The 25,533-nt window shown below is 69.4% G+C and carries 21 protein-coding genes; 11 read left to right on the plus strand and 10 right to left on the minus strand.

Annotation, left to right across the window (positions count from 1 at the left end; translation table 11 throughout):
- The coding region (locus D7X55_RS05100) for a M56 and MltD domain-containing protein (RefSeq protein ID WP_121722397.1) at window positions 1-1,081 on the plus strand (1,081 nt) is incomplete at its 5' end.
- 197 nt (window positions 1,082-1,278) lie between these two features.
- Window positions 1,279-2,079: a hypothetical protein gene (locus tag D7X55_RS05105; RefSeq protein ID WP_120547466.1), complete on the plus strand. Its 801-nt coding sequence runs from the start codon at window positions 1,279-1,281 to the stop codon at window positions 2,077-2,079.
- 4 nt (window positions 2,080-2,083) lie between these two features.
- On the opposite strand, the gene D7X55_RS05110 is transcribed toward D7X55_RS05105, so the two are convergent.
- The 3 genes from D7X55_RS05110 to D7X55_RS43245 form a co-directional block, all read right to left on the minus strand.
- On the minus strand, window positions 2,084-4,906 hold the full coding sequence (locus D7X55_RS05110; protein WP_120547467.1) for an AAA family ATPase: 2,823 nt from the start codon (window positions 4,904-4,906) through the stop codon (window positions 2,084-2,086).
- Window positions 4,907-4,997: 91 nt separating this feature from the next.
- Window positions 4,998-5,540 (minus strand): HNH endonuclease, encoded by a 543-nt coding sequence (locus tag D7X55_RS05115; RefSeq protein ID WP_120547468.1) that lies wholly within the window; start codon window positions 5,538-5,540, stop codon window positions 4,998-5,000.
- A gap of 217 nt (window positions 5,541-5,757) precedes the next feature.
- Window positions 5,758-5,916 (minus strand): hypothetical protein, encoded by a 159-nt coding sequence (locus D7X55_RS43245; RefSeq protein WP_158616178.1) that lies wholly within the window; start codon window positions 5,914-5,916, stop codon window positions 5,758-5,760.
- An 84-nt stretch (window positions 5,917-6,000) separates the two neighbouring features.
- Between D7X55_RS43245 and D7X55_RS05120 the strand changes: the two genes are divergently transcribed.
- On the plus strand, window positions 6,001-6,972 hold the full coding sequence (locus D7X55_RS05120; protein WP_121722398.1) for a quinone oxidoreductase: 972 nt from the start codon (window positions 6,001-6,003) through the stop codon (window positions 6,970-6,972).
- A 6-nt stretch (window positions 6,973-6,978) separates the two neighbouring features.
- On the opposite strand, the gene D7X55_RS05125 is transcribed toward D7X55_RS05120, so the two are convergent.
- The 4 genes from D7X55_RS05125 to D7X55_RS05140 are packed head-to-tail and all read right to left on the minus strand — an operon-like array spanning window position 6,979 to window position 14,274.
- The gene (locus tag D7X55_RS05125; protein ID WP_121722399.1) at window positions 6,979-7,353 is read right to left on the minus strand and encodes a hypothetical protein; all 375 of its coding nucleotides are present in this window, start codon (window positions 7,351-7,353) and stop codon (window positions 6,979-6,981) included.
- A complete protein-coding gene (locus tag D7X55_RS05130; protein WP_121722400.1) occupies window positions 7,343-10,873 on the minus strand; it encodes a DEAD/DEAH box helicase family protein in 3,531 nt (1,176 codons plus the stop codon). The genes D7X55_RS05125 and D7X55_RS05130 overlap by 11 nt, the downstream gene beginning before the upstream one ends.
- A complete protein-coding gene (locus D7X55_RS05135; protein ID WP_121722401.1) occupies window positions 10,870-12,951 on the minus strand; it encodes a hypothetical protein in 2,082 nt (693 codons plus the stop codon). Before D7X55_RS05135 ends, D7X55_RS05130 begins: the two co-directional genes overlap by 4 nt.
- A 3-nt stretch (window positions 12,952-12,954) precedes the next feature.
- A complete protein-coding gene (locus D7X55_RS05140; protein WP_121722402.1) occupies window positions 12,955-14,274 on the minus strand; it encodes a hypothetical protein in 1,320 nt (439 codons plus the stop codon).
- 120 nt (window positions 14,275-14,394) lie between these two features.
- Here D7X55_RS05140 and D7X55_RS05145 point away from each other — a divergent pair, with 120 nt between their 5' ends.
- Window positions 14,395-14,892 (plus strand): MarR family winged helix-turn-helix transcriptional regulator, encoded by a 498-nt coding sequence (locus tag D7X55_RS05145; RefSeq protein WP_233609598.1) that lies wholly within the window; start codon window positions 14,395-14,397, stop codon window positions 14,890-14,892.
- A gap of 13 nt (window positions 14,893-14,905) precedes the next feature.
- Here the strand turns inward: D7X55_RS05145 and D7X55_RS05150 are convergent, their stop codons facing one another.
- Entirely contained in the window at window positions 14,906-16,840 is a 1,935-nt protein-coding gene (locus D7X55_RS05150) for a S9 family peptidase (protein ID WP_121722403.1), read from the minus strand.
- A 147-nt stretch (window positions 16,841-16,987) separates the two neighbouring features.
- Here D7X55_RS05150 and D7X55_RS05155 point away from each other — a divergent pair, with 147 nt between their 5' ends.
- Complete coding sequence (locus D7X55_RS05155) at window positions 16,988-17,437, plus strand: GFA family protein (protein WP_120547472.1); 450 nt, start codon at window positions 16,988-16,990, stop codon at window positions 17,435-17,437.
- A 3-nt stretch (window positions 17,438-17,440) separates the two neighbouring features.
- Here the strand turns inward: D7X55_RS05155 and D7X55_RS05160 are convergent, their stop codons facing one another.
- Window positions 17,441-19,096 (minus strand): FAD-binding dehydrogenase, encoded by a 1,656-nt coding sequence (locus D7X55_RS05160; protein ID WP_121722404.1) that lies wholly within the window; start codon window positions 19,094-19,096, stop codon window positions 17,441-17,443.
- Between the two features lie 106 nt (window positions 19,097-19,202).
- Between D7X55_RS05160 and D7X55_RS05165 the strand changes: the two genes are divergently transcribed.
- The 6 genes from D7X55_RS05165 (at window position 19,203) to D7X55_RS05190 (ending at window position 24,109) form a co-directional block, all read left to right on the plus strand.
- Window positions 19,203-19,907: a bifunctional 2-polyprenyl-6-hydroxyphenol methylase/3-demethylubiquinol 3-O-methyltransferase UbiG gene (locus tag D7X55_RS05165; RefSeq protein ID WP_120547474.1), complete on the plus strand. Its 705-nt coding sequence runs from the start codon at window positions 19,203-19,205 to the stop codon at window positions 19,905-19,907.
- A gap of 60 nt (window positions 19,908-19,967) precedes the next feature.
- A complete protein-coding gene (locus D7X55_RS05170; RefSeq protein WP_120547475.1) occupies window positions 19,968-20,522 on the plus strand; it encodes a DNA-3-methyladenine glycosylase I in 555 nt (184 codons plus the stop codon).
- 32 nt (window positions 20,523-20,554) lie between these two features.
- Window positions 20,555-20,947 carry a VOC family protein gene (locus D7X55_RS05175; protein ID WP_120547476.1) on the plus strand — a complete coding sequence of 131 codons (393 nt, stop codon included), beginning with the start codon at window positions 20,555-20,557 and terminating at the stop codon, window positions 20,945-20,947.
- Between the two features lie 100 nt (window positions 20,948-21,047).
- Window positions 21,048-22,568: a hypothetical protein gene (locus D7X55_RS44080; RefSeq protein WP_199746867.1), complete on the plus strand. Its 1,521-nt coding sequence runs from the start codon at window positions 21,048-21,050 to the stop codon at window positions 22,566-22,568.
- Window positions 22,569-22,571: 3 nt separating this feature from the next.
- Window positions 22,572-22,982 carry a hypothetical protein gene (locus tag D7X55_RS05185; RefSeq protein WP_121722405.1) on the plus strand — a complete coding sequence of 137 codons (411 nt, stop codon included), beginning with the start codon at window positions 22,572-22,574 and terminating at the stop codon, window positions 22,980-22,982.
- Window positions 22,983-23,026: 44 nt separating this feature from the next.
- Entirely contained in the window at window positions 23,027-24,109 is a 1,083-nt protein-coding gene (locus D7X55_RS05190) for a hypothetical protein (RefSeq protein WP_147468224.1), read from the plus strand.
- Here D7X55_RS05190 and D7X55_RS05195 read toward each other — a convergent pair.
- Window positions 24,106-25,317 carry a glycoside hydrolase family 19 protein gene (locus D7X55_RS05195; RefSeq protein WP_120547479.1) on the minus strand — a complete coding sequence of 404 codons (1,212 nt, stop codon included), beginning with the start codon at window positions 25,315-25,317 and terminating at the stop codon, window positions 24,106-24,108. The genes D7X55_RS05190 and D7X55_RS05195 overlap by 4 nt on opposite strands.
- Window positions 25,318-25,533: the final 216 nt, after the last annotated feature.

A 25,533-nucleotide genomic window follows, 5' to 3' on the forward strand; every position in this document is an offset into this window, starting at 1 on the left:
GGGCGGTGCGTGGGCGGTGGTTCCCTCCGAAGTGCTGGAAGACCCGGAAGCGCTCCGGCTCACGGTGCGGCATGAGCTGCAACACCACCGGCAGCGGGACACGGTGCTCGCGTATGCGCGGCTGGGGTTCGACAGCGCCTTCTTCTGGAATCCGTTCGCGCGCGCGTTCTCGCGGTGGTTGGCGGAGCGGCAGGAGCTGGCCTGTGACGAGGCGCTGGTCACCGTGAAGCGCGTGCCCGCGGAGGCGTACGCGCGGTGCCTGTTGCAGGCGTCGCTGCGTGTTCCGTCTGTCTTTTCTCTTCCCGCCGGAGTCACCGGCATGTCCCACCCCACCGTCAGGAGGATTCACATGTTGTTCCAGCCTCGTCCTCGCAGTTCCGTGCGCACCCTGGGTCTGTCGTTGTCTCTGGCGTTGGTGCTCGCGCCGCTGGCGTTGTGGGCGCAGGGCACGGTGCGGGGGCGCTCGGTGTCGCTGACGGAGGCGCGTGCGCTGGCGGAGGCGGGGCAGAAGGCGGGGGACCTGCCGGTGGTGGTGGATGCCGCCGTGGTGGATCAGCTCAACAAGTTCGTCACCACGCGCAAGGGACGCGACTTCATGCGCAAGGCGCTGGCGAACCTCCAGACGCATCGTGAGGCGATGACGGGCACGCTGCGCTCGCGCTCCCTGCCGGAGGGGCTGCTCGCGGTGGCGATGGTGGAGTCGGCGGTGCGCAACCTGCCGGAGACGTCCCCCGAGCCGTCGATGGCGAAGGGCCCGAGGGGCGCGGGCGTGTGGATGTTCATCGCGGAGACGGCTCGCCGCTATGGCTTGAAGGTGGAGCCGGGGCTCGACGAGCGGCTGGACGTGGCGCGGGAGACGGAGGCCGCCGCGGCGCTCCTCCAGGACCTGTATGCGCGCTATGGCGATTGGCGGCTCGCGCTCGCGGCGTACAACCAGGGGGAGGAAGTGGTGGACCGCGTCATCGCGGAGACGGGCGTGCGCGACGTGAGCGAGCTGATGCGCACCGGCAAGCTCAACGACTACACCGCTACCGTGCTGGCCGGAGTGCTGGTGCTGCGCAACCCGCACCTGGTCGACTGAGCTGGCCGCGTGGTCAAAACCTGTCCGACTGTCGGACAGGTTTTCTGATGGAGCCGCGCTTCTCCGCGATGCGCCTCATGCGCGGGTGCTCGACAGTCTCGTGACGGAGGCCTTTGGGGAATGTTCCCGGGGTGCCAGGGTTCGGGTGTTCGCCGCCCTGCGTTCGCACGAGGGGCGCGCCAGGGGTGGGAAACGCCATGAAGATCGTCGCGCTGGTTCGTCCCGCGGGTGAGGTTCCGGAAGCAGCGCAGGTGCTCGCGGCCGCGGCGGGCATGGCTCCGGCGGAGGCCCGCATGCGACTGGCCCCGGAGCCTCCCGCCCTGCTCGCGCGGCTGGCTCCCGATGCGGCGGATACCTTGGTGAAGACCCTTCAGGACGCGGGGCTCGCGGCGCTTGCCATCGACGAGGCAGAGGTCGCGGAGCGTGTCACGGCACGCACCGTGACGTTTGGCGCCGCGCAGGCCACGTTCACGCCTCGCGCGGGCGCGCCGCTGACGATGGCCTGGGAGGACGTGACGGTCATCCTCCGGGGCGCTTCGTCCCTGCGCACGCAGAGTGAGCACTCGGAGAAGACGACGAAGGTGGCGCTGGGGACGGCCCTCGTCACGGGCGGCCTGAAGCTGACGAAGACGACGGAGAAGAGCGTGCGCGGCTCCCAGGAGGAGACGTCGCAGGTCATCTTCGTCTTCGACCGTGAGGGCCGGGGTGCCGTGCTGCCGGAGGTGGGCTTCGACTTCTCGTGCATGGGACCCGCGATGCAGGCGTCGCGCACCGCGAACATGGTGGCCCTGGCGCGTCTGGTGCGTGAGCGCGCCCCGGCCGCGTTCTACGACGAGCGGCTGCTGCGGCTGGGACGCCGGCCCCTGCCGTTCGTGCTGGGCGGAGCCGTGCAGGTGGTCAGCGGCTCCATGTCCCACTCGCGCATCAACACCGCGCAGGGCCTGGATGTGCTCGCGGAGGCCATGCGCCTGGGCGTGGCCCAGGGCTACCTGCCCTGACCCCTCAGGACAGCGGCGTGGAGCCCTCCGGCGGCGGACGGGAGATCCACGCGGCGATGAACACGTCCAGCTCGCCTCGCATCACGTCCTTCACTCGCGGCGTGCCGGCTCCCGTGCGCGGATCCTCCACTCGCGCTCCCCGGCCCAGGAAGTAGCGGCGGGCCTCGTCGGTGCTGGCGCCCTGACCGGCGACGACTCGCGCGGCGATGCCCTTGAGCTCGTCCAGCTCTCCGGCCCCGATGAGCGTGAGCACGCGGCCCGTGGCCTCGTCCTTCGCGGTGACCTCGTTGCGCACGCGCTGGAGGTAATCACCCTCGCGGCTCTTCACCGGACGGCCCTCCAGCACCAGCAGCTCCCGCTCCACCTCCTCCAGCGGCCCGCCCCGGTGCACGCGCACGTACGCGCGCTGGCGCTTCTCGTCCTCCAGACGGCGGTGCAGCCCCGCCTCTCCCGCGAGGAATCCGTACGCGCCCGGCCCGGCGATGCGCACCACCACGCGCGCGGGTGCGTCCGCCTCCGCGACGGCCGTGGCCTCGTAGCCCCGGCGCTGCGCCCAGCCCAGGTACATGGTGGCCAGCTCCTGCACCCATGCTTCCTGCTGCTCCGACGCGTCGCTGGCGCAGATGTCCACCAGCGCCTCGTTGTCCATCTGCGTGGCCCCGGAGGCCCGCAGCGCCTCCGCCATCTGGACCTCTCGCGCGACCTCCTCCACCTGCTTCGCGGCGGAGCCCAGCTGCACCTCGTTCTTCGCCTCGCGCACCAGCCGGCGCCCGAAGTGGCACGCGGCCTCCAGGCGGTCCAGCTCTCCCAGCTGCGCCTCCACCGTGCGGAAGGCGCGCAGGACCTCCGCCGCTCGCAGCGGGTCGTCCCAGAGGTTGGGCGCCTGCGTCTCCGCGAGCAGCGCGGCCCGGCGCGACTCCAGCTCCGTCCGCCCCGTGGACTCGGCGAGCGCGCGTGCGCGGCCCACCAGCCGGTCCATCTCAATCAGCAGTGACTTGCGATCCAACCGGCGCTTCACCGCCGCGGCCTTCGGCGTGGGCAACAGCAGCTGCGCCGTCACCTCGCGCGGCGGCGGCACGGGCTCCGCGACCGCGACCACGCGGCCTCCCGGACGGGCCTCCACTCGCACGGGCGTGCCCGGCGGCAGCGGCCTGCGCGCAATCTCCACCGCGAGCGCCGCGGTGAGCGTCTTTTCGATTTCACGCTGCAGGTAGCGCGCGCCGAACTGCGGCGAATAGCCGCGCTCCACCAGCCGGTCCACCACCTCCGGCGTCACCTCCACGTCCAGCGCGCGGGCGCGGATGCCCTCGCGCTCCAGCACGCGGCCCACCTCGCGCTGGGCAATCTTGCGGATGTCCACGCGCGACAGCGGACGGAAGTGGCAGATGGCGTCGAAGCGGTTGAGGAACTCCGGACGGAAGGCCTCCGCGATGCGGCGGTCCACCTCCGACACCTGCTCCTCCGCGCGCTTGTGCGCGGCGAACCCCAGCCCCGCCTCGCGGTACACCTCCGAGCCCACGTTGGACGTGGCCACGATGAGCGTGTTGTTGCACGACACCGCCTCGCCCGCGCCGTTGACGAAGGTGCCCTCGTCGAAGAGCTGGAGGAAGCGGTCGTGCACGCTGCGCGCCGCCTTCTCGAACTCGTCCAGCAGCAGCACGGTGAACACCTTGCCGTCGAGCAGCGCGGACAGCTCTCCGCGCCGCGTCTCCATCGCGGGTGCCCACGATGCGCCGAAGGGGACGCTCTCGTCGCCGTCGTTGGGATAGTCCGCCATGTTCAGGCGCACCAGCCTGTCGGCGGAGCCGAAGAGGTACTCCGCCAGCAGCTTCGCCAGCTGCGTCTTGCCCACGCCCGTGGGCCCCGCGAAGAGGAACACGCCCAGCGGACGGCGCGGGTCGTTGAGCCCCGCCTTGAGCAGCGCCACCGAGCGCAGCACCGCGGCCACCGCGTCCGTCTGGCCGAGCAGCCGCTCCCCGAAGAAGCGCTCCGTCTCCTCCAGGTCCAGCGGCATCGCGTCGTCCACGACGAAGCGGGGCAGGCGCGTGGCCGCGCAGAAGCGCGTGAGCACGTCCTCCGGCCCCACGTGGTCGCGCGCCACGCCCGCGGCCTCCGCCGCCGTCTCCTTCAGCAGCTCGATGGCCTTGCGCGGCATGTGCTGCGCCAGCAGGAACTTCGCGGACAGCCGCAGCGCCAGGTCGCACGCCGCCGGGTCGATGGGCAGCCGCAGCGCGCGCTCCAGCTCCTCCGCCACGCGGCCGACAATCCAGCGCGCCTTCTCCAGCGAGGGCTCCTGGAGGGGCAAGAGGTGAAGCCGCTCCGCCAAAGCCTCATCGGCGCGCAGCAATTCCTGCACGCGCTTGGGCTCGGTCTCGAAGATGAAGCGCAGGCCGCCGGTGCGCAGCGCGCGCACGGCCACCGGCGCCAGGGGGCCACCCAGGGCCACCGGCAGGTCGCGGATGTAGACGATGGGGCAGGGGTGGCGGCCCAGGTGGTTGAGCAATTCCTCGAAGGACTCCGCGGCCTGGCGCTGCGTGCTGCGCGCCAGGATGTTCGCGACGGACACCTCCACCAGCCGCGCCTGGGCCAGGTCCCCGTCCACGCGTCCTTCGGCGATGCGGCGGGCCACCTCCTGCACGAGCGCGCTCTTGCCCACGCCGGGCTCGCCCGCCAGCAGCGGGTGCTTGCCTCCGCGCGCCAGGAGGCCCAGCACCTCCGTCACGGCGGTGTCCACGCCGTGGGCGGCGGGCAGCTTCCCCTCGCGCGCCATCGCGGTGAGGTCGCGGTCGATGAGCCGCTCCTGGTCTTCGTTCTTCCTCGTCGCCATGGTGTGGTCCGGAACGCCCCCTCGACGTGCGGCACTCTAACCGTTGCGGCGCGGAAGCGAAGTCCCGGCCCACCCGCGTGGACAAAGGACCCTACGCTTCCAGCTCCGTGTGCCAGTAGGCCACGTCCCTCAGGAACTTGCGCCAGGACAGGGGCAGGCCCTTCTCCACGAGGAACGACACGACCAGTGCGTCCGGCAACCGCTTGGGCTTCGCGGGCACGGTGCGCAGCGTCATCCGCGCCTGGGCCGGGGTGCGGTTGCCCTTCTTCTGGTTACAGGGCACGCAGGCGATGACGATGTTGTCCCAGCTGGTGCGGCCGCCCTGCGCGCGCGGCAGCACGTGGTCGTACGTGGCTTCCGGGCGGGTCACCTTGCGGCCGCAGTACTGGCAGCGGCACTGGTCGCGCTGGTAGACGTTCTCCCGGCTGAAGCGCACGCCGCGCGGGCCCTTCCACAGGGCGCGCACGAAGCGGATGACGGACGGCATGCGCAGCTCCACCGTCACCGAGCGGATGACGCGGTCCTCGTACTCTTCAACGACCTCCACCTTGCCCTGGACCAGCAGCATGACGGCGCGTTGCCAGGGGATGCGTGCGACAGGCTCATAGGACTGGCTCAACACCAGCGTTTCCATGACAGCGGGCCTTTCGGGCGGGACAGGCCGCCAGGGAGTCGAACCCTGCTCGTCCGGATTTGGAGTTCGGACTGCACCCGGTGCGCGGCCTTCGTGTGGGACGCAAGAAGCGGAAAAAAAAGGGGAGCGGGGTGCCCGGACGTGAAGAAGGCCGGGTTCCCGTGTCGGGAGCCCGGCCTCCAGGGGCAAGCCACGTCAGGGACGGGGCGTGACGCCTTCAGGAGCCGGGCAGGGCGAGGCGAAGGGACGCGAAGCCCCGCCAGCGGCACGTGGAAGGAGCGGTCACCGGGCTGGGACGCGAGGCCGCGTCGATGCCGTGACCGGAAGGGTTCTGGTGCTTGAGGTTCATCGGGGACTGCTTCGTCGCCTGGCGCATCGGGACCGCTCCTTTCGCTCCGAAGCGACGTGGGCGGAAATTCAGTCCTGACAAGCAAGCAGGCTGGACGTTAGGACTCCGCGCATGAAAGCCATCCGCTACCACCAGCTGGGCGGGCCGGAGGTCCTCCGTTGGGAGGACGCGCCGGAGCCCGTGCCCGGGCCAGGCCAGGTCCTCCTGCGAGTCCATGCCGCGGGCGTGAACTTCGCGGATACCGAGCGCCGCCGCGGGCTGTACGACGCCCAGGTGCCCCTGCCGCGCATCCTGGGCAGCGAGGCCGCTGGCGTGGTGCGCGCGGTGGGGCCCGGCGTGGACGCATCCTGGGTGGGACGCCGCGTGGTCGCCCTGACGAAGCAGGCCTACGCGGAGGCGGCGCTCGCACCCGTGGAGCAGCTGTTGGTGCTGCCGCCAGAGGTGTCCTTCGAGGAGGCCGCCGCGCTGCTGGTGCAGGGGCTGACGGCGTACCACGTGGTGCACACCGTGGGGCGCGTGGAGGCAGGGCAGACGGTGCTCATCCACGCGGCGGCCGGAGGCGTGGGGCTGCTGGCGGTGCAGCTCGCGAAGGCGGCGGGCGCGCGGGTCATTGGCACGGTGTCGGGCGAGGCGAAGGCGAAGCTCGCGCGGGACGTGGGCGCGGACGACGTCATCCGCTACGACCGGGAGGACGTCGCGGCGAGCGTGCGTGAGCTGACGGGCGGGCGCGGCGTGGAGCGCGTGCTGGACTCGGTGGGCGCGAGCACGTGGCAGGCCAGCCTGGACGCGCTGGCGCCCTTCGGTCACCTGGTGAGCTACGGCAACGCCAGCGGCCATCCGCCGCACGTGGAGGTGGAGTCCCTCTACGCGAAGTCGCTCACCGTGAGCGCCTACTGGCTGCACACCCCCACGCCCCCGGAGGTGCAGCGCAAGGCGCGCGAGGCGCTGCTGGCGGAGGTCGTGGCGAAGCGCCTTCGCCTCGTGGTGGGCCTGACGCTGCCGCTGTCCCGCGCGGAAGAGGCCCACCGCCAGCTGGAGGGCCGGAGCACGGTGGGCAAGGTCGTGCTGGTCGCCGGGGACTGAGGTCCGCTACTCGGTATCCTTGCCGGTGAGGATGAACTCGAAGCGGTCACTCTCCGCGGCGACCCGACGCAGGACGTGCTGGAACTCCTGGGCCTCGAGCCCTGCCTTCGCCACCCATCCTTCCGCACGGACGCTGTTCCTGGCATCCAGGCGGAAGCCCACGAGCTGCGCCGCGCGGTTGTGACGCCAGATGCGCAGCGGAAGTGACTCGGGCTGCAGGACGTTGCTGGCCCTCGCGACCAGCGCGTGCAACTCGAAGGTGGTTTCTGTCTCCTGGATGCGGACGCGGTGACTCCGCTGGTTCTCGAACGTGACGGTGACGACGTCGTCCTCCACGGACAGCCCTGGGGCCTTGCACAGCTGCCGCCAATCAGTGCTCATGGCCAGCCTCCGTCAGCAGGTCCTTTTCGAAGGACTCCAGGGGCTCGTCGCGTTCACCCTCGAAGTGCTCAAGCTCCATCCGGTCCGCCTGCTCCACCACCCGCTTCACGAGCAGCGACACGCGGACCGCGTCATGCTCTGGCGCCACGAGCATGACGTCGTCCTCGATGGTGAGGTCGTAGGAGCGTTCCTTGCGCGTGAGGATGGCACCCATCCTGGACTGAAGCCGGGCCGAACGTCTGGCGATGGCTCCGGTGTCGCTTTCAGGGTCGGTGCGGCCAATGGGGCTGATGCATCGGATGAGGGGATGACCGTGGTCGGAGCGCAAGAGCAGCGTGAAGGGCTGACGCCGGCCGTTCGCCAGCTGTGCGGTTCCCAGCAGGGCGCCCCTGGGGGCGTTCGCGGCCCACTCCACTGGCAGGTTCCCAAGCGAAGAGTTCCGCAGCGCGCTGAAGCGGGCGCGCATGTCCGCGATCGCGCCGCTCTCCACCGCGAGCGGACGTATGGGGCCAGTGGTCGAGCCGGGGGGAAGCGGGAAGGCGGTCTTCAGCGGCTCCCGTACGACAGGCAGGAGCCTCCGCACTGCGACCATCTCCTTCTCCACATCGATCTTCCGCTGGTCCTGGGCCTTGTCGGGAATTCCCTCGTGCATCAGCCGGAGGAAGGTTCCCATCCGATCCAGGACGCGCTCGACCTGGAGAACCTCGACGGTGTCTTCCAGGTAGGGGAAGTGAACCTGCAACCAGTCCTCGCCCGTGGGTGCCCCAGCAAGTGTGGTCAGCCTCCGCTCCGTCTGTGAGCGGACGCGGTCGATGCGGCCCACGCGTTGCTCCATGGCCGAGGGCGTCCAGGAGATGCCGTAGTGCTGGACCGAGGAGCAGAACGTATGGAGGTCCTCACCCTCCTGGAGCAGGTCGGTGGTCACAAGGACGAACGGGTAGCCGGGCATCCGGAACTGCTTCACCAGCGTCTGGTTGATCTGCCCGGCCATGCCTCCCACCGGTTGCTGCTGCCTCAGCATGCTCGCTACGTGCCGCGCGGCCTCCTCCAGGGGGCCCTTGAGGATGTCCGGTGCGTTCACATCGAGGATGAGTCCGAAGTTGGCGGCGATCTCCGCCAGCTCCCGCAGGGCGCCCCATGTCCCGGACGGCGCGGTCCGTTGCCGCTCCAGCAGGTCCAGGTACGCCAGATGGAGCTGCTCGCGGTGTTCGCCAGCATCCGTGACCCGCTCCTCCGACTCGGCCTCCTCCGCACGGCCAGAGGCCAGGGTTGTCCGCCCGGCCATCATCGTGACGTAGAGGTCGATGAAAGCGTGTCCCAGCCGCGCCGCCGTCGAGAGGAACTGCGCCCTCAGTTCCTGCGTCCTGAACTGCTTGCGGTACGTGTCCGGATCCAACGGCGCTCCGGGTGTCGTGTGCGGCGCGGGCCAGATCAGCTCCCGGAGGGCGGCGTACCGGGGCTGCCGCAGGTCCGTGAAGAAGGTGGACTGCTCCAGCGCGTTCGCAATCTCACCAGGAGCGTCCAGCGCAGGTTCCCTTTGCTGGGACGCGCTGAAACGCTCTTCCCAGATGATATCCGCGCGTTCCTTGAGCGGACCGTTTGCCCTCTCCTTCAGCAGCTCCATCGCCGCGGCCTGCGCGGCCTCCAACCGGGCACCCCGGGTCACGACCTGGGCCTTGCGGCTCAAGTACCGCGCGCCCCGTCTCCGGAGTTCGTCGGCGAGCGCGGGCTTCGACATGCCGGTCTCAGCGGCCAGTGACTCCAGGACCTTGCCGGGCGTGGCCTCCAGCAGGGCCAGCACGTGGTTGTCGCTGAAGAAGGTCGCGTAGACGCCACTGGCCTTGTTGAAGCGTGCTTGGAGATTTGCGCCGCTGGCCCAGCCCTGGGGGCCCTTGCCCCGGAAGAACCATGCGAAGAAGGTGTCATTGCCTCCGTTGTCGTCCTCCACTCCGGTGTCCATCGCACCGGAGGACGTGGGGGCCAGCAGTGCCGTCGAACGGGACTTCTCGCGGCCATACCGGTCGAACACCTTCTTCAATTCGGGGTGCAGGACCTCCGGCATGTGTTCCTGGAGGTGCGCCATCAGCCAGTCGTCGTAGCGCTCGTCGAGCTTGCGCTTGAGTTCCTTCACGGAAGCCACGCGGCGTACGAAGACAAGCGTCTTCTTTCCCGTCCTCCACGCGCTGGAGAGGCTGTCGACCACCGCATCCATCTTGGGGTGCGGCATCTCGCGACCGAAGCGCTTGCGATAGTCCGACGCGAGCTCGTTGATGTCGCGGACGTCGATGCCCTCGCGCTCCTCCACGACATCCGTCTGCTCGGCATCGTCGAAGACGGTCTCCTCGTTCGGAGCCGGGTCGTCCCGTTTGAGCTGGGCTGTTTCGAGGAAGCTCTCGAACGAGGCGAGCATTCCAATCTGGAAGGAGCGGTTGAACCGCTTGCCGCTCAGCAGCTCACTGACCTTCTTCTGCACCAGCGCGACGACCAGCCTCTGGCGGTCGTCCTGGACGCGGATGGGTTCGTCGTGGACCGCGACGCCACCCGAGCGCCATTCCCGGCGGTAGAGGTTCTTGGTGTGCGCCTGGCCTCCGACGTGGATGGACGTCACCCGGCGCACGAGGAATTGGCCTGCGACCTGCTTCTTCCGGGCCTCGGGGATGTCCTCGGCCTTGAGATCCTCACAGCCGTGCGCCAGTCCGAAGAGGTCCAACTGGTTCCAGACGTGCCGGTAGCTCTCCTCCAGCGGCGTCGCGGAAAGAAAGAGCACTCGCTCGGCGCGGGGGCCGTAACCGGGGAACAGCCGCCGGTCCGGCACGTCATCGGCGGAGTGCCGTCCGAAGGCTTCGGCGAGGACCTGGTTGCGCGCGGAGCCAGAGGTGGAGAAGCCGTGCTTGAGGTTGTGTGCCTCGTCCACGATGACCAGGTCGAAACGGGGCAGCGCGCAGCAGAGTGCCCTCGCGAAGTTCCGCTTGAACTGCTCCTTGTTCCGCAGGTCCAGCGCGTCGTCCTTCAACCACGGCACATGATGCTTCAGGGCCTCGCGCAGCTTCTTCCAGTCCTCGGCGGTCTTCCCCGTCGCCAGGCTGAAGCTGGTCATCCTCATGAAGAAGTCCCGATGAGGATCCACGCTCGTCTCGTGAACCAGTTCGATGAGGTTCGCGCACGAAACCAAGGGGCGCGCCGGCCGTCCGTCCAGCGACACCACGCGCATGTCGGGGAAGCGCACGTTGTGGGTGGCGAAGTTCGACAGCTCCTTCATCCACTTGTTCTGGATGTTCTCTCGGGGCGCGATGACCAGCACCCGGAAGTCCGGATGGAAGTGGCGGAAGAGCGCGAGCGCTCCAAGAGCGACGTAGGTCTTCCCCATGCCGACCTCGTCCGCGAGGTAGGCGCGCCGGTGTTGGGACAGCAGGTTGTGGATGGCCACAGCGCCGCGAAGTTGTTCCTCCGCCCGAGCACCATCGCCGCCAAGGTTCTTGCCGAAGTCGAGGAGCTGCCGCGCGGTCTCCAGGTCGATCATGCCGCGTCCTCCGCTGGGGGCAGGGGCTCGGCGCGTTGGAGGAACCAGCCGTCGAACCAGTCCAGGAACGCGGGCATCTCTCCGGAGCTCGTGGCAAGGGTCTCCCGGAGGGAACCGGCGCTCGCGAGCAACTCCTGCAACTGGCGCACGTCGTCGCGGTGCTCCGCCCAATAGCCCTGATAGCGGGGCTCGCCTCCCAGCTCCTCCATCAACTGCCGCGCACAGAGGACGACGACGTAGTGCTCCACGCGGTCGCCACGGCCCTCCTTCGCGTCCATAAGCACCCGGTCGAGGAGACTGCCGAGCGAGTCGTACTTCCTGCCGAAGAGCCGGTAGTCGGCTTCGCGCACCTTGCCGTCATCCAGGGCTTCTCGCACCCGGGCCTCCAGACAACTGAATGCGTGGAAGATGCCGGCGAACCGGTCGAACAGGGTGGTCTCATTGGGCAGCGGTGCGAGCTTCGCCATCAACGGGTCGTCGTCGCCGGTAAGCCGGACATGCGCCGCGATGAACTCGGCCCGCTGCTCCACGGTGAGCAGGGCCCAGTACCGCAGGATGTCGGCGGGGCTCAGCTCCAGCAGCAGCGAAGGGCGCTGCGCCATGCCCTCTTCCTGGACGAGCAGGACGCCAGGTTCGGAGCCTTCCCCACGCACCTGGAGGAAGGACGTGGACAGGAGGGTCTGCTCGAGTCGCTTCGCGGTCTCCGCGTCAAGCACCTGCCATTCACGCGGGGGCAGGCTGGAGAGCTCGAAGAGGCGCACGCCCGCGTGTTCGACGCTGAGGACGGGCGAGGGACCCTTGCCCCGCCAGAACACGGCCGCTTCCCTCCGGTTCCAGGCGTAGCGCACGGCGAGCTGGGTGCCACCGCTGGCGGCGGTGCCCTCGTCCTCGCTCCGGGGGACGAAATGGGTGGGGCGCGCCTCATCCACCGCGAGCCACCAGTCCGGCTTCGCATGGGCGGAGTGGGGGACGTTCTCCACCAGGAAGCCCGTCTCCCAATTGCCGCCCTTGCCCGCGACGCGGCAGCCCGCCTGGGTCATGTTGGTGGAGCCGACGTAGAGGATCTCCCGTCCACCTCGCTTGGGTTCGAAGAAGCGGTAGACCTTGGCGTGGACGGTACGCAGCCGCGCCTCCTCGCTCTTGCCCATCCTCAAGAGGTCGCGAGGCAGCTCGCCCCAGGTCACGCCCTGCTCCGTCATTCCCTCGTAGAGCGACTGGGAGCACTGCGCCTCGCCCCGTTCGTTCCTGGGCAGATGCACGCGCACGTCGCGCGGCTGGAATTGCTCCATCAGCGCGGCGAGCGGCGCGGACTCGTCGCCACCGTCGATGTAGGGGGAGAGGATCTCCAGGCACATGCCCCGGACCGCGTTCGCGGAGCTGTTGGCGATGAAGTCTGGCAGCGACTCCGAGCCATTGTGGAACTGGGTGCGCAGGTGCCCATCCACGGAGCGCTGGTCGCGCTGCCGGCAGCCTTCGAGGAACTTCCGGATGTCCCAGAGGGCAGCGTGGCGCCGCCGCAGTTCGTCGTTCGGGCGGCGGAACTCGGCGGTGTTCACCAGCCGGTCCAGGTACTCAAGCAGAGGGACGCGCAAGTTGGTGGCCTCCCCTTCATCCAGCTTCTCGATGTGGGAGACCTCCACGTTCTCCCACCATCCCGCGCGGGTCAGGTTCGCGGAGAGGCAGGCGCACAGCAGGGCCCGGCGGCGCAGGCCCGTCTGTTCATCGGGCTCCACGTCCTCCACGAGGGCCAGGACGTTCTTGGGGTGGAAGATGCCGGTGGGGTGCTGGATGGGAATCCGCTGCACGTCGAGCTTCGCGGACGCGCCTTCGGCGACCAGCCCGCTCCGGTCGTAATAGACCGCGAGGTTCACTGACTGCTTCGCGATGACGTCATTGAGCTGGACCAGCTTGATGGCGTTCGCATGGCTGAACGAAACGTCGAAAAAGACCGGAAGCACCTCGGACTCGAAGAAGCCCGGGTCGAAGCGGAACGTGGTGAACACCGCGGAGACGAGCCGGCGGTTCTCCATGCAGTCCTGGAACTGCTCGGACAGCACGGCACGGGGGATGTCGGGCATGGTTCAGGCTCGCAGTGCGGAGGCCACGTTGCGCAGGGATTCGATGAAGTAGGCGTGCCGCCAGTACAGCGGGAGCTCTTCTCCGGAGGGGGACCGGGGGGACGAGTCGTCCCGGAGGTTGACGTGCAGCTTCCCGTCCACGATGCGCGCCCAGGGGGCGGCGTCGCCCCGGGCGTTCATGATGGTGGCGTTCTGTTCGAGCACGAGGCGGATCGCCTCCGCGTAGTCGCCGGTGTGCAGGGCCCTGGCGAGCGCCATCCAACGGGCTCCGGATTCCGGCTCGCCGGTGCCTGCGCGCAGTTCCAGCTCGATTTCCTCGGTGGCCCCGAGGTCGATGGTCTCCCTTGGGGCCGCCCCCCAGAGTTCCTGGATGCCCTGGGCAATGGCCTGCACGGTTTGCCCTTCGTGCCGCAGCGTGTGCTCGAAGAGCGCGACGGCGGGGGCAATGAGCAACTCGCAGGCGCGGATGCGCTCCAGGCGGTTCGCGAGCCTTTCGCCCACGGAACCCTGCTCACGGGCCCGCCACGCCAGCCGTTGAAGGGACTCCGGGGTGAGCCGCCACTCCGCGTCGTCCAGCGTGCTCTCCAGCACGTCCGCGAAGACCTGCTGAAGGCCCTGCGTGGTCTCCCGGTCGCCAGGACCCCCCTGCAGCAGGTGCTCGCGGTAGAGCATCCGTTCAGGCGCGCGGAGCTTCCCCAGGACCCGGGCAATGGAATCCAGCAGGGCCTGATCGCGGCCGCCTTCGCGCAGGTCGATGGAGTCCTTCTCCCGGCCCAGCCGTTCGACGAGGCCGCGCACGCCCCGAGGTCCCACTGCCTCCAGCAGAGGAAGATGGACCTTCTCCACCAGATGCCTTGCGACGGGCGTCAGGTGGACGGGAGATCCCTCCAGCAAGCCGGAGGCCTTGGCGGGCACTGAATACAGGCCCCAGAGGCCGTAGATCTTCTGGTTGCTCAAGATCTGGGCATCGCTGTCCGTGCCCAGGGGCTCCACGGTGGGCTTCGCCAGCCGGAAGGCCACGCGTTCCGTTCCCCGGAAGCTCCGCTCGTTGTTGCGGGATGCTCGGGCATAGGCCGCGAGCTGCTCCCACTTCAGGAACGTGGTGACGTAATCCGCGGACTGGGTCTCCGCGGCGACCCGTTCGGCGAAGTAGTAGCCGAGCAGGAGGACCGTGAAGTCCGTCACCGAGTTGCTGACGGTGGTCAGGTTGCCCACGACACGGCGCCCGAAGCGGGACCAGATGGGCTGGACGCCCAGCGGATCGCGCGAGCCCTTCACCGCCGCGCGCGAATCCAACTGGGTCAGGAATGGAATGGCGAGCATGGGAGTGCTTCTCATCAAAGCACTCCATTCCCTGCACTGTCCTTCACCCGGGGAAAGGGGTCTGGGCCGACCCGACTGTCAGGCGGGCACGTACGCGCCCACGTATACTTCCCGGCAGCGATGTCCTCAGACGACCTTCAGCGCACCCTCTGCAACTGCCTGGCGCTGCGGCAGGCCAGCCGCCACGTCACGCAGTTCTATGATCAGGTGCTCGCGCCCAGCGGCCTCCGGACGACGCAGTACTCCATCCTCCACCACGTCCAGGCCCAGGGCCCGCTGAGGGTGAACGCGCTGGCGGAACAGCTGGTGATGGACCCGTCCACGCTCACCCACAACCTGAAGCCCCTCCTCAAGGACGGCTTCGTGGTGCTGGAGGTGGGCCGCACGGACCGGCGCCAGCGCGCCATCGCCATCACTCCGGAAGGGCAGGCCGTCTACCGCAAGGCCCGGCCGCTGTGGCTGCGCGCCCAGACGGACTTCGAGCGCGCCGTGGGCGACACCCAGGCCTCCGCGCTGCGCGACCTGCTGGCCACTGTCGCGCGGATGCAGTGGGGCGAAGCCACCGCGGCGACGGCGGGCCCCGCGGATTCCAGGGCTCCCTCCCGCCGCCGCCGTTGAGGGCTGACCGCCCTCAGAGCTTGGGGGCGCTGGCGGGGGCGGGCTTCAGGTAGCGGTCCAGGAACTCCAGGGTGCGCCGGTCCACCTGCGCCTCGTTCTTCTTCTTCTTGAAGCCGTGGCCCTCGTCGGGGAGCAGCAGGTACTCCACCGGGACGCCGTTCTTCTTCACCGCCGCCACGATTTCATCCGACTCCACCTGGAGGACGCGCGGGTCGTTGGCGCCCTGCACGACGAGCAGCGGCTTCTTGATGCGCTCCGTGTGGAAGAGGGGGGAGATCTCCTTGAGCATCGCCTCCTGCTTCTCCGGGTCGCCAATCTCCTGGAACATGGCCAGACGGAAGGCGCCCCACTCGGGCGGCATGCTCTTGAGCGTGCGCAGCCAGTTGGACACGCCGAAGACGTCCACGCCCACGTCGAAGGCGTCCGGGTGGAAGGCGAGCGCCGCCAGCACCATGTAGCCGCCGTAGCTGCCGCCCATGATGGCCACGCGCGAGCCGTCCACGTACGGCAGGCTGGCCAGGTACTTGCGCGCCTCCACGCAGTCGCGCAGCGGGTCCTTGCCGTGCTTCTGGTCGTCCGCCTTGAAGAACGTCTTGCCGTAGCCCGCGCTGCCCCGGTTGTTGATGCCCAGCACCACGTAGCCGTGGTTCACCAGGTACTGGACGAAGTTGTTGTAGCCCCGGGTCGTCTCTCCGCCCGGACCGCCGTGCACGTAGACGATGGCGGGCGCCTTGTTCTGTGCCGTGGCCTGGTGCGGCTTGAAGAGCAGGTTGGGGATCTCCATCCCGTCAAAGGACTTGAAGGTCACCACCTGTGCCTCCACCAGGTCCTCGGAGTCGAGCTCGCGGCTCATCGTGTCCGTCACGCGCGTGGTCTTCTTCGTGGCCAGGTCCTGGACGTAGAGGTTCGCCGAAGAGCGGTCCGTCTCCAGGAGGACCGCCAGCTGCTTCTCGTCACGGGAGAAGATGGCCTCGGAGATCATCCCGGCGGGCAGCTGCGTCAGCGGAACCTGCGTCCCGGCCTTCTCGTCGTGCAGGCGCACCTCAATGCCGGCGTTCACGTTGATGAGGGAGACGCGGAACGCACCCGAATGAGAGAACTCCGTGGCGATGATGTCCCAGTCCGCCTTCTCCACGTCCTCCCACTTGCCGGCCTCCTTCGCCGGGCGCACCACGCGGGCGAACTCCGTGCCGTCGTCCGTGATGAGGTACAGCTCCCCGGTGACGGGGTGGATGTCCCCCACGCGGTAGCTGGCCACGCCCGTGTGCGGCGTGAGGTTCTTCAGCGTCTGGGTCGCGACGTCGTAGCGCCACACATTGCCGTCCGACGTGGTGACCGCCTCCTCCAGCGCCACCCAGCTTTCGTCCGGCGCCACGCCCGCGACGCCGAACCCCTTGTCGTTCCGGGCCAGGAGCGTGCGCGCGTACGTCTTCGCGTCAAGGCGGTACACGTCCATGGCGCCCGGGTCGCGCTCGTTGGTGGTGATGTAGAACGCGCTGTCGTCCTGGCTGAAGCCCAGGAAGTGGGCGACGCCCTTCTTCATGGGCGTGAGGTCCTTCTCCTTGCCGTCCGGCGTGCGCACGTAGATGTGCGTCTGCTCATCGCCCCCCTTGTCGCGCTCGAAGAGGAGGCGGTTGTCGCGCGGGAAGGCCCCCACCACCCGGATGGCGTCCGTCTTCGAGCGCGTCAGCGCGGTGGGCTTGCCTCCGCCCACCGGCACGCTGTGGACGTTGAAGATGCCGGTCGCGTTCGACGAGAAGAGCAGCTGCTTGCCGTCCGAGGTGAAGACCGGGGCCATCACCTCCGTGGACCCCATGAACTGCTCCACCGTGTACTGCTTCGACGGCCGGGCGGCCGGGGTAGGCCTGGACGCGGGCGGCGCGGCCCCCAGGAGTGGCAGGAGCAGGGCGGGGGCAAGGACTCGGGACAGGGACTTCCACACGGGCATGGGGCCTCCGGAAGGCGGCGGACGGGGGAACTCTGGGCCAGGCCCCGCCGGGTTCAACAGAGGCCGGCGACAAACCTGACAGAAGGCTGTCACGAGCCGGGGGCAGATTGATTGCGTTCCCTCGACGCGGCACCCGGAGATTCCGTCATGACCCAGAACGACCTGTCGAAGACCCTTCCCCTGCGCGGCCTGCACACCTACGCGGGCGGCTGCCTGTGTGGCGCCGTGCGTTACGAGGCCACCGTGGACCTGGCCGGCGTCACGCGCTGCAACTGCACCATCTGCATGAAGTACGGCTACGGCGGCGGCGTGGGCATGAAGCCGGACGCCTTCCGCCTCTTGAAGGGCCAGGACGCCCTCAAGAAGTACGGGCGCGACGGCAGCCCCAACACCCGCAGCTTCTGCGGCCGCTGCGGGGTGGTGTGCTACGGCGACGGCGACGTCCCGGAGCTGGGCGGCAAGTTCGTGTCCATCTACGTCAACACGCTGGATGACGTGGACCCGTCGCTGCTCACCTTCGGGTACTGGGACGGTCGGCACGACAACTGGGCGGCCGGGCCGCGCCCCACGCCGTGGCCCTTCCAGGCCGCCGCCTAGGGCCTAGAGGCTCCCCGCCGCGGCACGGCCCGCGGCGCGGCCGGAGAAGATGCAGCCGCCCAGGAACGTGCCTTCCAGGGCGCGGTAGCCGTGGACGCCACCGCCTCCGAAGCCGGCCACCTCGCCCGCCGCGTAGAGCCCGGGGATGGTCTTCCCCTGGGCGTTGAAGACGCGGCCCTGGAGGTCCGTCTCGAAGCCGCCCAGCGTCTTGCGCGTGAGGATGTTCAGCTTCACGCCGATGAGCGGCCCCGCCTTGGGGTCCAGGATGCGGTGCGGCTTCGCGGTGCGCACCAGCTTGTCACCCCGGTAGTTGCGCGCCTGGCGGATGGCGGCCAGCTGCAGGTCCTTGCTGAACGGGTTGTCCATCTGGAGGTCGCGGGCCTTCACCTCGCGCTCCACCGTGGCGAAGTCCAGCAGCGGCTCTGGCGTCTTCGCGTTCATCCCGGCGACCAGGTCGCGCAGGTTGTTGGAGATGACGAAGTCCTCGCCCTTCTCCTTGAAGGCCTCCACCGGGCCCATGGCCTTCTTGCCCACGGCGCGGTTGAGCACGCCCAGCCAGTCCTTGCCCGTCAGGTCCGGGTTCTGCTCCGAGCCGGAGAGCGCGAACTCCTTCTTGATGATCCACTGGTTGAGGATGAACCAGGTGTGCTCGTGGCCCGTCTTTACGATGTGCTCCAGCGTGCCCAGCGTGTCGAAGCCGGGGAACAGCGGCGGCGGCAGGCGCTTGCCGGTGGCGTCCAGCCACAGCGAGCTGGGGCCCGGCAGGATGCGGATGCCATGGCGGGGCCAGATGGGGTTCCAGTTCCGCAGGCCCTCCGTGTAGTGCCACATGCGGTCGCGGTTGATGAGGCGCCCGCCCGCGGCCTCCGTGATGGCGATCATCCGGCCGTCCACGTGGTCCGGCACGCCTTGAATCATGAACTTCGGCGCGGGGCCCATGCGCTGGGGCCACGCCTTGCGCACCAGCTCGTGGTTGCCGCCAATGCCGCCGGACGTGACGATGACCGCGCCCGCGCGCAGCTCGAAGTCACCCACCGTCACGCGCGAGCTGCTGGCGCCCCGGGGGACCTCCGTGGGCTCCAGCAACATGCCGCGCACGCCCACCACCGCGCCGTCCTGCGTGAGCAGTTCGTCCACGCGGTGGCGGAAGTGGAAGGTGAGGGTGCCCTTGGCCTCGGCCGCCTTCGCCCGGCGCACGAAGGGCTCCAGCACGCCGGGGCCGGTGCCCCAGGTGACGTGGAAGCGGGGGACGGAGTTGCCGTGGCCCACGGCGCCGTAGCCGCCGCGCTCCGCCCAGCCCACCACCGGGAACCAGCTCATGCCCTGCTGGACGAGCCAGGGGCGCATCTCGCCCGCGGCGAAGGCGACGAAGGCCTCCGCCCACTTGCGCGGCCAGTGGTCCTCCTCGCGGTCGAAGGCCGCGGTGCCCAGCCAGTCCTCCATCGCGAGCTCGTGCGAGTCCTTGATGCCCATGCGCCGCTGCTCGGGCGAGTCCACGAGGAACAGGCCTCCGAACGACCAGAACGCCTGGCCGCCCAGGTTCTGCGGCCCCTCCTGGTCCACCACGGCGACGCGCTTGCCCGCATCCGCGAGCTCCGTGGCGGCGACGAGTCCGGCGAGCCCTCCGCCCACGACGATGACATCCACTTGCTGTCCCATGCGTGCCTCCCGGTAGCACCTGGCGCGCGGATGATAGCGATTCGCGCGGATTGCAGACGGTCCATCACCTGCGCAACCCACCGCTCCCGGGGGTAGACTCCCGCCCATGGATTCAGATGTGAAGGGCAACGCGGGGCCGCTGGGCCATGACGCCGCCGCCTACGCGCAGCGTCAGGACGGGCTGTCACCGGAGCCGCTGCGGGACGCGGCCTGGAGCGTGGCGGGGCAGCGGGCCTTCGGCGTGGTGCTCGACGTGGGCTCGGGCAGCGGCGGGTGGATCCGCCGGCTGCAACAGAACCCCGCCATCGAGCGCATCCTCAGCACGGACATCCACGACGCGGGCGCCAGCCGCCTGCCGGGCGTGGAGTTCCAGCAGCGGGACGTGTCCCGGGACGCGCTGCCGTGGGGCGATGGGTCGGTGGACTGGGTGTTCGCCATTGAAGTGCTGGAGCACCTGGCCAACCCGCGCCACTTCGTGAAGGAGGCCTTCCGCGTGCTCAAGCCCGGAGGCCACCTGTTCTTCACCACGCCCAACAACGACAGCCTGACGGCGCGGCTGTCCTTCCTGGTCCGGGGCTACTTCCCGGCGTTCTGCGAGCAGGACTACCGGGACTCCGGACACATCACGCCCATCACGGAGCTGGACGCGCGGCGCATGGCCGTGGAGGCGGGCTTCCAGTCCATCGACTTCGACTATCCGCTGCCCGGGCGCATCCCCCGCAGCAGCGTGTACTGGCAGCGCTTCGTGCCGGGCCTGCGCGGACGGTGGTGGAGCGACGGGCTGTTCGCGCTGCTGACGCGGCCCCGTTGAACGGGACTGGCCGCCTGTTCAGGCGCCGTGGTAGCCCTGCCGTGAACCAGGAGGCTCGGGATGCGGCAGCGGTGCTTTTGGGTGGGGACGGATCCGCTCTACCAGACCTACCACGACGAGGAGTGGGGCGTGCCGGTGCGCGACAGCCGCGCGCTCTGGGAGATGCTGATGCTGGAGGGCTTCCAGGCGGGGCTCGCGTGGATTGTCATCCTGCGCAAGCGCGAGGCCTTCCGGAAGGCGTTCAAGGGCTTCGACCCGAAGGTGGTGGCGCGCTTCACGGAGAAGGACGTCACGCGCCTGATGGCGGACGAGGGCATCGTCCGGGCGCGCGCGAAGATTGAAGCCACCATCGGCAACGCGCGCGCCTATTTGATGATGCAGGAGGCGGGCGAGGACTTCTCCTCGTTCGTCTGGGGCATGGCGGGCGGCAAGCCCATTCGCAACGCGTGGAAGAGCCGGGGCGAAGTGCCGGCGAAGACGGAGCTGTCGGAGGCGTACTCCAAGGCCTTCAAGCAGCGCGGCTTCAAGTTCGTGGGGCCGGTCATCGTCTATGCATGGATGCAGGCCACGGGCATCGTGGATGACCACACCGTGGACTGCTTCCGGCACCGGTGAAGCAAGACAACGAAACACCCAGGAGACACGGAATGCGGATCAGCGTGATGAGCGTGATGGTGAATGACCAGGCCCGGGCCCTGAAGTTCTACACGGAGGTCCTGGGCTTCGTGCTGAAGGTGGACGTCCCGGTGGGCGCGGGCGGGGAGCGCTGGCTGACCGTCGTCGCTCCGGACGCGCTGGAGGGCACGCAGATCCTGCTGGAGCCCCTGGGCTTCCCGCCCGCGCGCGTGTACCAGAAGGCGCTGTTCGACGCGGGCATCCCGGCGGCGTCGTTCGGCGTGGACGACTGTCAGGCGGAACATGACCGCATGGTGAAGCTGGGCGTGACGTTCAAGACTCCGCCCACCGCCATGGGCCCCGTCACCGTCGCCGTGTTCGAGGACACCTGCGGCAATCTCATCCAGATGGCGCAGATGATGTAGCCGGCCCGGGGTCCATCGGCCGTTCGTCGTATGTCATCCCATGTCGGACACGGCCTATACACTGTGTCCTGTCTGTTCATGCTTCACACAGGGGGATGTGATGACGATGCGAATTCAACCCAGGGTCCCGCCGCAGGAGCCTCGCAAGGGGCTGGCGGCGGGCACGGCACGCAGCAACACCGCGCAGGGGACGCCGGCGCGCGCGCCGGAGGTGGCGACTCGCCGGGCGGGCTTCTCCGAGCAGAGCGCGTTCGTCTCCAAGCAGCCGGACGTGCAGTCCACGTTCAAGCGCGAGTTCGGCGCGATGGCGTCCGACAAGCAGAAGTTCCACGAGACGATGCGGACGGTCTACGGCGAGGGCTATGACGCCGCCAAGGCCGAGCAGTTCCGGCAGCAGGCGCTGAAGGGCGACTTCGGCTGGCTGCCGCCGGTGCGCACGGTGTCCGCGGAGACGCTGAACGGGGCCAACGGCGCCTACGACGCGGAATCCGGCACGGTGCTCATCAATGAGTCGCTGGATCCGTCGCTGGCGGCCTCCACCTACGTGGAGGAGGCGGGCCACCACCTGGACACGAAGCTCAACACCGAGGACACGCAGGGCGACGAGGGCGAGCTGTTCCGCCGCATCCTGTCCGGGGAGAAGCTGACCCCGAAGCAGGTGGCGGACATCCGCGCGGAGAACGACAAGGGCACCATCGTCGTGGACGGCAAGGCGAAGGAGGTCGAGTTCTGGAACCCCTTCAAGGCCCTGGGTAACGCGGCCAAGGCCGTGGGCAACGCCGTCACGGGCGCGGCGAAGGCCGTGGGTGGAGCGGTCTCCAGCGCGGCGAGCTGGGTGGGCGGCGCGGCGAAGACCGTCTGGAGCGGCGTGAAGAACGTGGCCAACCGCGCGGGCGACGGCATCCGCGGCCTGGTCACCGGCGCCATCAGCACCGTGGTGGGCGCGTTCCGCAACGTGGGCGAAGGGATAGGGACCTTCTTCGGCGGTATCGGCAAGCTGTTCCAGGGGAAGTTCGGTGAAGGCTTCAAGCAGATGGGGCTGGGCCTGCTGAAGGCCGTGGTGCAGACGCCCGTGGATGCCCTCCTGATGATGGGCGGACGGGCCCTGAGCGCCATCCAGACGCTGGTGGGCCTGGAGCCGCCCGGGCGCAAGCTGTCCAGCAGTGAGATCGCCACGCTGAAGAGCGTCTACGGGGACTCCATCGACTACTCGCAGATGCGCATCAAGGAGGGCAAGTCCGGCCTCTTCAGCACCACCGGCCGCGCGTTCACCCACGGCAACACCATCTACATCCCGCCGGAGAACATGCCCCTGACCCCGGACCTGCTGGTGCACGAGTCGGCGCACGTCTGGCAGCACCAGAACGGCGGCACGGACTACATGAGCGAGGCCCTGGTGGCGCAGCACATCGGGGACGGCTACGACTTCGAGAAGGGCCTGGACGCGGGCAAGTCCTGGAAGGAGCTCAACCCCGAGCAGCAAGCGGAGTTCCTCCAGCAGGCCCAGCTCGCGGGCTACTTCGCCAACCCCGCCGGCGGCTTCCACTTCAACGGCAAGGACTACACGGCGCAGATTCAAGCGGCCATCGCCCAGGTCCGGGCCGGCGAAGGGGCGCCGTAGGCCATGCGCGCGTCGCGCCTCGCCAGCCTGGGGTGGGCCTGGGTCCTGCTCCTGCTGCTCACCGCGTGCCGTCCGGTCCTCCAGGTGTCCCTGGTGGAGGGCGCGCGGCAGCTGCCTGCTCCGCGCTTCACCGTGGAGGATCCAGAGCACGCGGATCGCCCCCGCTACACCACGGTCCAGGTGCTGGACCGCGCGGGGGAGATGTACTGGCAGCTGCGGGCGGAGCCCTACGGCGACATGGCCAGCGTGGCCTCGTTGACGTACGGCGAGGCGCCACCCGGCTTCACCGTGCTGGACGGTCCCCGGGAGCTCCAACCCGGGGGCCGCTACGCCCTGTACGTGGTGGGCAAGAACCGGGGTGCACTCCACTTCGACGTGGACCCGCAGGGCCACGTCTCGGAGGCCTCCCCGTAGCGTGAAGTCCCTGTGCTCCGGGGGCGTTGCGCTAGCCTGGGGCCATGTCTTCGGAGCGCAACAGGGGCCGTGTTCGCACGGTGGAGGACTGGTGGGGCAGGCTCTCCTCGCGGGACGCGGGTGCTCGCGAGGAGGCGCTGTCGGCGCTGGAGGAGTTGCTGGTGTCCGGGGCGCCGGAGTCGCGGGAGCGGACCGCGCGGGCGCTCCTGGAAGAGCTGGGGCGGCCCGGGACCGCGGTCGCGGAGCCGCTGCTGTTCCTGTTGCAGCGCAGCTGGTGGCCGCCGCAGCCGGGCCTCGCCGGGCTCGCCGTCCAGCGCGTGCTCGCGGTGCTGGCGCGGCTGGAGGCCGAGTCTCCCGCGCTGGAGAACGCGGCGGGCGTGCTCACCGTGGTGTGCCGCGTGGACCCCTCCCGGCTGGCCGCGCTGGGGGCGATGTTCGAGCATCCGCGTGCCTCGGTCCGCGGCGCCATGGCGCGCGTGGTGGGCCGGCTGGGCACCGCCGCGGCCGCGGAGCTGCCCCGGCTGTTGAAGCTCCTGGAGGACGAGGAGCCCGTGGCCCTCTCCGCGCTGGAGTCCCTGGCGGCGCTGGCCCCGCTGGCCCCGGAGCTCACCGCGCCCCGGCTGCTGGAGCAGGTGCGCGGGTCGGAGGGCGCGCGCCTCTACCTGGCGCTGGTGTCCCTGCGGGGCCTGTTTGATGAACTGCAGGGCGAGGCGCGGCCCGTGCCCGCGTTGCCGGATTTGGAGTCCGCGCTGCTGCGCACGCTGACCGCGCCAGAGGCGCCCATCCGTCAGGAGGCCGCGTCGCTCCTGGGGTTGAGCGGCCCGCTGTCGCCCGAGGCCATCGCGGCCCTGCGCGAGCACCTGCGGGATGAGAGCGCCCATGTCGCGGCCCGCTCCGCCGTGGCGCTGGTGCGCTCCGGTGCTCCGGCGGCGGAGGCGCTGTTCCTGCTGAAGGGACAGCTGGGACCGGCCGCGTCGCGCGAGCTCCAGGAGGCAGCGGTCGCCGCGCTGGAGGAGGCGGACCCCTCGCGGCTGGGGCGCGCGAGGGGGATGCTGGAGACGGTGGCCCGCGACGCGGTGGGGCTGACGCGCGAGGCCCTCTACGAGCTGCTGGGGCAGATTCCCTAGCAGCCCAGGTTGCCGCCGGGGCTCACGCCGAGCATGGAGCAGAACTGCAGGTACTTGTCGATGCGGCTCTGCACCTGGCCGGGGTTGCGGCCGTAGCACTCCACCGAACCGTTGATGGTGCGGATGGTCTCACCGAAGCCCGCGTTGTTGACGATGGCGTTGTGGGCCGTCATGGAGCCCGCGCCATTCTGCGTGGTCCAGAACCAGAAGCCCGTGCGCCACGCGGCGTTCGCGTCCTGGGCCAGCAGGTCCGGGTTCGCCTGGAGCGGCAGGCCCAGCGCGTTGCCCGCCGCGCAGTAGTTGCCGTTCCACGACAGCTGCATGGGGCCGCGCCCGAAGTACCGCTTGCCCGGGGCGCAGCTGCACCCCGGAGGGCCCCACGACGTGTCGCAGTAGTCGCCCTTGTTGATCTCCTCGATGTACACGAGCCCGCCCGTCTCGTGCGACACGTTGGCCAGGAACGCGGCCACCTCGCGCTTGCGCGTGTCCGTGTCGCCCGTGGTCCCCACGCTGGGGAAGGTGGCCGCGGCGGCGATGAGCGCGTCGTAGGTGTAGAAGCCGTTGCGGCCGGGGAACATGGTGTTGAACATGTCGCGGGTGAGGATGGCCCCGAAGCCCGTGCCGCCGCTCCCGCCGCCGGAGACCTTGTCGAACGTCCAGCGCTGGTTGTCGCGGTCCGCGTAATACGGGTACTGGACGATTTGCGTCCCGTTGTCGAACGAGCCCCACGACAGGTCCATGGCCATGCCGGTGTGGCGGGGGTGGAAGCTGAACTGCGTGCCGCCCCGGTTGATGAACTGGAACTGCTGGTTGGCGCCGTCCACGTAGGTCCACTGGTGGAGGACGGCGTTCTCCGCGGTGCTGACCCCCTGGATGTCCAGGGCCTTGCCGCTGTTGACGTTGATGATCTTCCAGAACCCGCCCGACGTGGGCGAGATGTGGAACTTCTGCGCGTTGGTGCCGTTGCAGTCCCACTGCTGCACCTTCGCGCCGTCCGCCGTGCTGGAGGACGCCACGTCGATGCACTTGTTCGTCCGCACGGAGCGGATGACGTAGTCGCCCTCCGTGATGGTCGACACGACGGCGGCGCTCTCCACCTGGCTCAGCGTGTCTGGCGCGTCTCCTCCGGCCTCCGGCCCGGAACAGCCGGCCAGCGCGCCCATGGCTCCCAGCAACGACAGACCGCGGATCATCCCCTTGTGGCTCATGACGTCTCCCTTGGGTACCGCCAGCAGGTGAAGGAACTCCCAAGAGGCAAATAAAACCTCTCAGGCCAACTTTGTTTTTCAAGAGAACAAAGTCCCTGGCGTCATGCCATTGTCCGAGGTATCCAGTCAATCCAGGGAATCCGAAAGAGCCCGGAGTGAACAGGGAAGGGGAGGACACCGGGCGTGCGGGTCCGGCCCTGGTTAGACTGCGGCCCT

It is taken from the genome of Corallococcus sp. AB049A, assembly GCF_003668885.1.
GTDB lineage: Bacteria > Myxococcota > Myxococcia > Myxococcales > Myxococcaceae > Corallococcus > Corallococcus interemptor.

Excerpts from the sequence above, each read along its gene's own strand:
- D7X55_RS05105 (WP_120547466.1), top strand. The coding sequence starts at position 1,279 with ATGAAGATCGTCGCGCTGGTTCGTCCCGCGGGTGAGGTTCCGGAAGCA.
- D7X55_RS05110 (WP_120547467.1), bottom strand. The coding sequence starts at position 4,906 with ATGGCGACGAGGAAGAACGAAGACCAGGAGCGGCTCATCGACCGCGAC.
- D7X55_RS05115 (WP_120547468.1), bottom strand. The coding sequence starts at position 5,540 with ATGGAAACGCTGGTGTTGAGCCAGTCCTATGAGCCTGTCGCACGCATC.
- D7X55_RS43245 (WP_158616178.1), bottom strand. The coding sequence starts at position 5,916 with ATGCGCCAGGCGACGAAGCAGTCCCCGATGAACCTCAAGCACCAGAAC.
- D7X55_RS05120 (WP_121722398.1), top strand. The coding sequence starts at position 6,001 with ATGAAAGCCATCCGCTACCACCAGCTGGGCGGGCCGGAGGTCCTCCGT.
- D7X55_RS05125 (WP_121722399.1), bottom strand. The coding sequence starts at position 7,353 with ATGAGCACTGATTGGCGGCAGCTGTGCAAGGCCCCAGGGCTGTCCGTG.
- D7X55_RS05130 (WP_121722400.1), bottom strand. The coding sequence starts at position 10,873 with ATGATCGACCTGGAGACCGCGCGGCAGCTCCTCGACTTCGGCAAGAAC.
- D7X55_RS05135 (WP_121722401.1), bottom strand. The coding sequence starts at position 12,951 with ATGCCCGACATCCCCCGTGCCGTGCTGTCCGAGCAGTTCCAGGACTGC.
- D7X55_RS05140 (WP_121722402.1), bottom strand. The coding sequence starts at position 14,274 with ATGCTCGCCATTCCATTCCTGACCCAGTTGGATTCGCGCGCGGCGGTG.
- D7X55_RS05145 (WP_233609598.1), top strand. The coding sequence starts at position 14,395 with ATGTCCTCAGACGACCTTCAGCGCACCCTCTGCAACTGCCTGGCGCTG.
- D7X55_RS05150 (WP_121722403.1), bottom strand. The coding sequence starts at position 16,840 with ATGCCCGTGTGGAAGTCCCTGTCCCGAGTCCTTGCCCCCGCCCTGCTC.
- D7X55_RS05155 (WP_120547472.1), top strand. The coding sequence starts at position 16,988 with ATGACCCAGAACGACCTGTCGAAGACCCTTCCCCTGCGCGGCCTGCAC.
- D7X55_RS05160 (WP_121722404.1), bottom strand. The coding sequence starts at position 19,096 with ATGGGACAGCAAGTGGATGTCATCGTCGTGGGCGGAGGGCTCGCCGGA.
- D7X55_RS05165 (WP_120547474.1), top strand. The coding sequence starts at position 19,203 with ATGGATTCAGATGTGAAGGGCAACGCGGGGCCGCTGGGCCATGACGCC.
- D7X55_RS05170 (WP_120547475.1), top strand. The coding sequence starts at position 19,968 with ATGCGGCAGCGGTGCTTTTGGGTGGGGACGGATCCGCTCTACCAGACC.
- D7X55_RS05175 (WP_120547476.1), top strand. The coding sequence starts at position 20,555 with ATGCGGATCAGCGTGATGAGCGTGATGGTGAATGACCAGGCCCGGGCC.
- D7X55_RS44080 (WP_199746867.1), top strand. The coding sequence starts at position 21,048 with ATGACGATGCGAATTCAACCCAGGGTCCCGCCGCAGGAGCCTCGCAAG.
- D7X55_RS05185 (WP_121722405.1), top strand. The coding sequence starts at position 22,572 with ATGCGCGCGTCGCGCCTCGCCAGCCTGGGGTGGGCCTGGGTCCTGCTC.
- D7X55_RS05190 (WP_147468224.1), top strand. The coding sequence starts at position 23,027 with ATGTCTTCGGAGCGCAACAGGGGCCGTGTTCGCACGGTGGAGGACTGG.
- D7X55_RS05195 (WP_120547479.1), bottom strand. The coding sequence starts at position 25,317 with ATGAGCCACAAGGGGATGATCCGCGGTCTGTCGTTGCTGGGAGCCATG.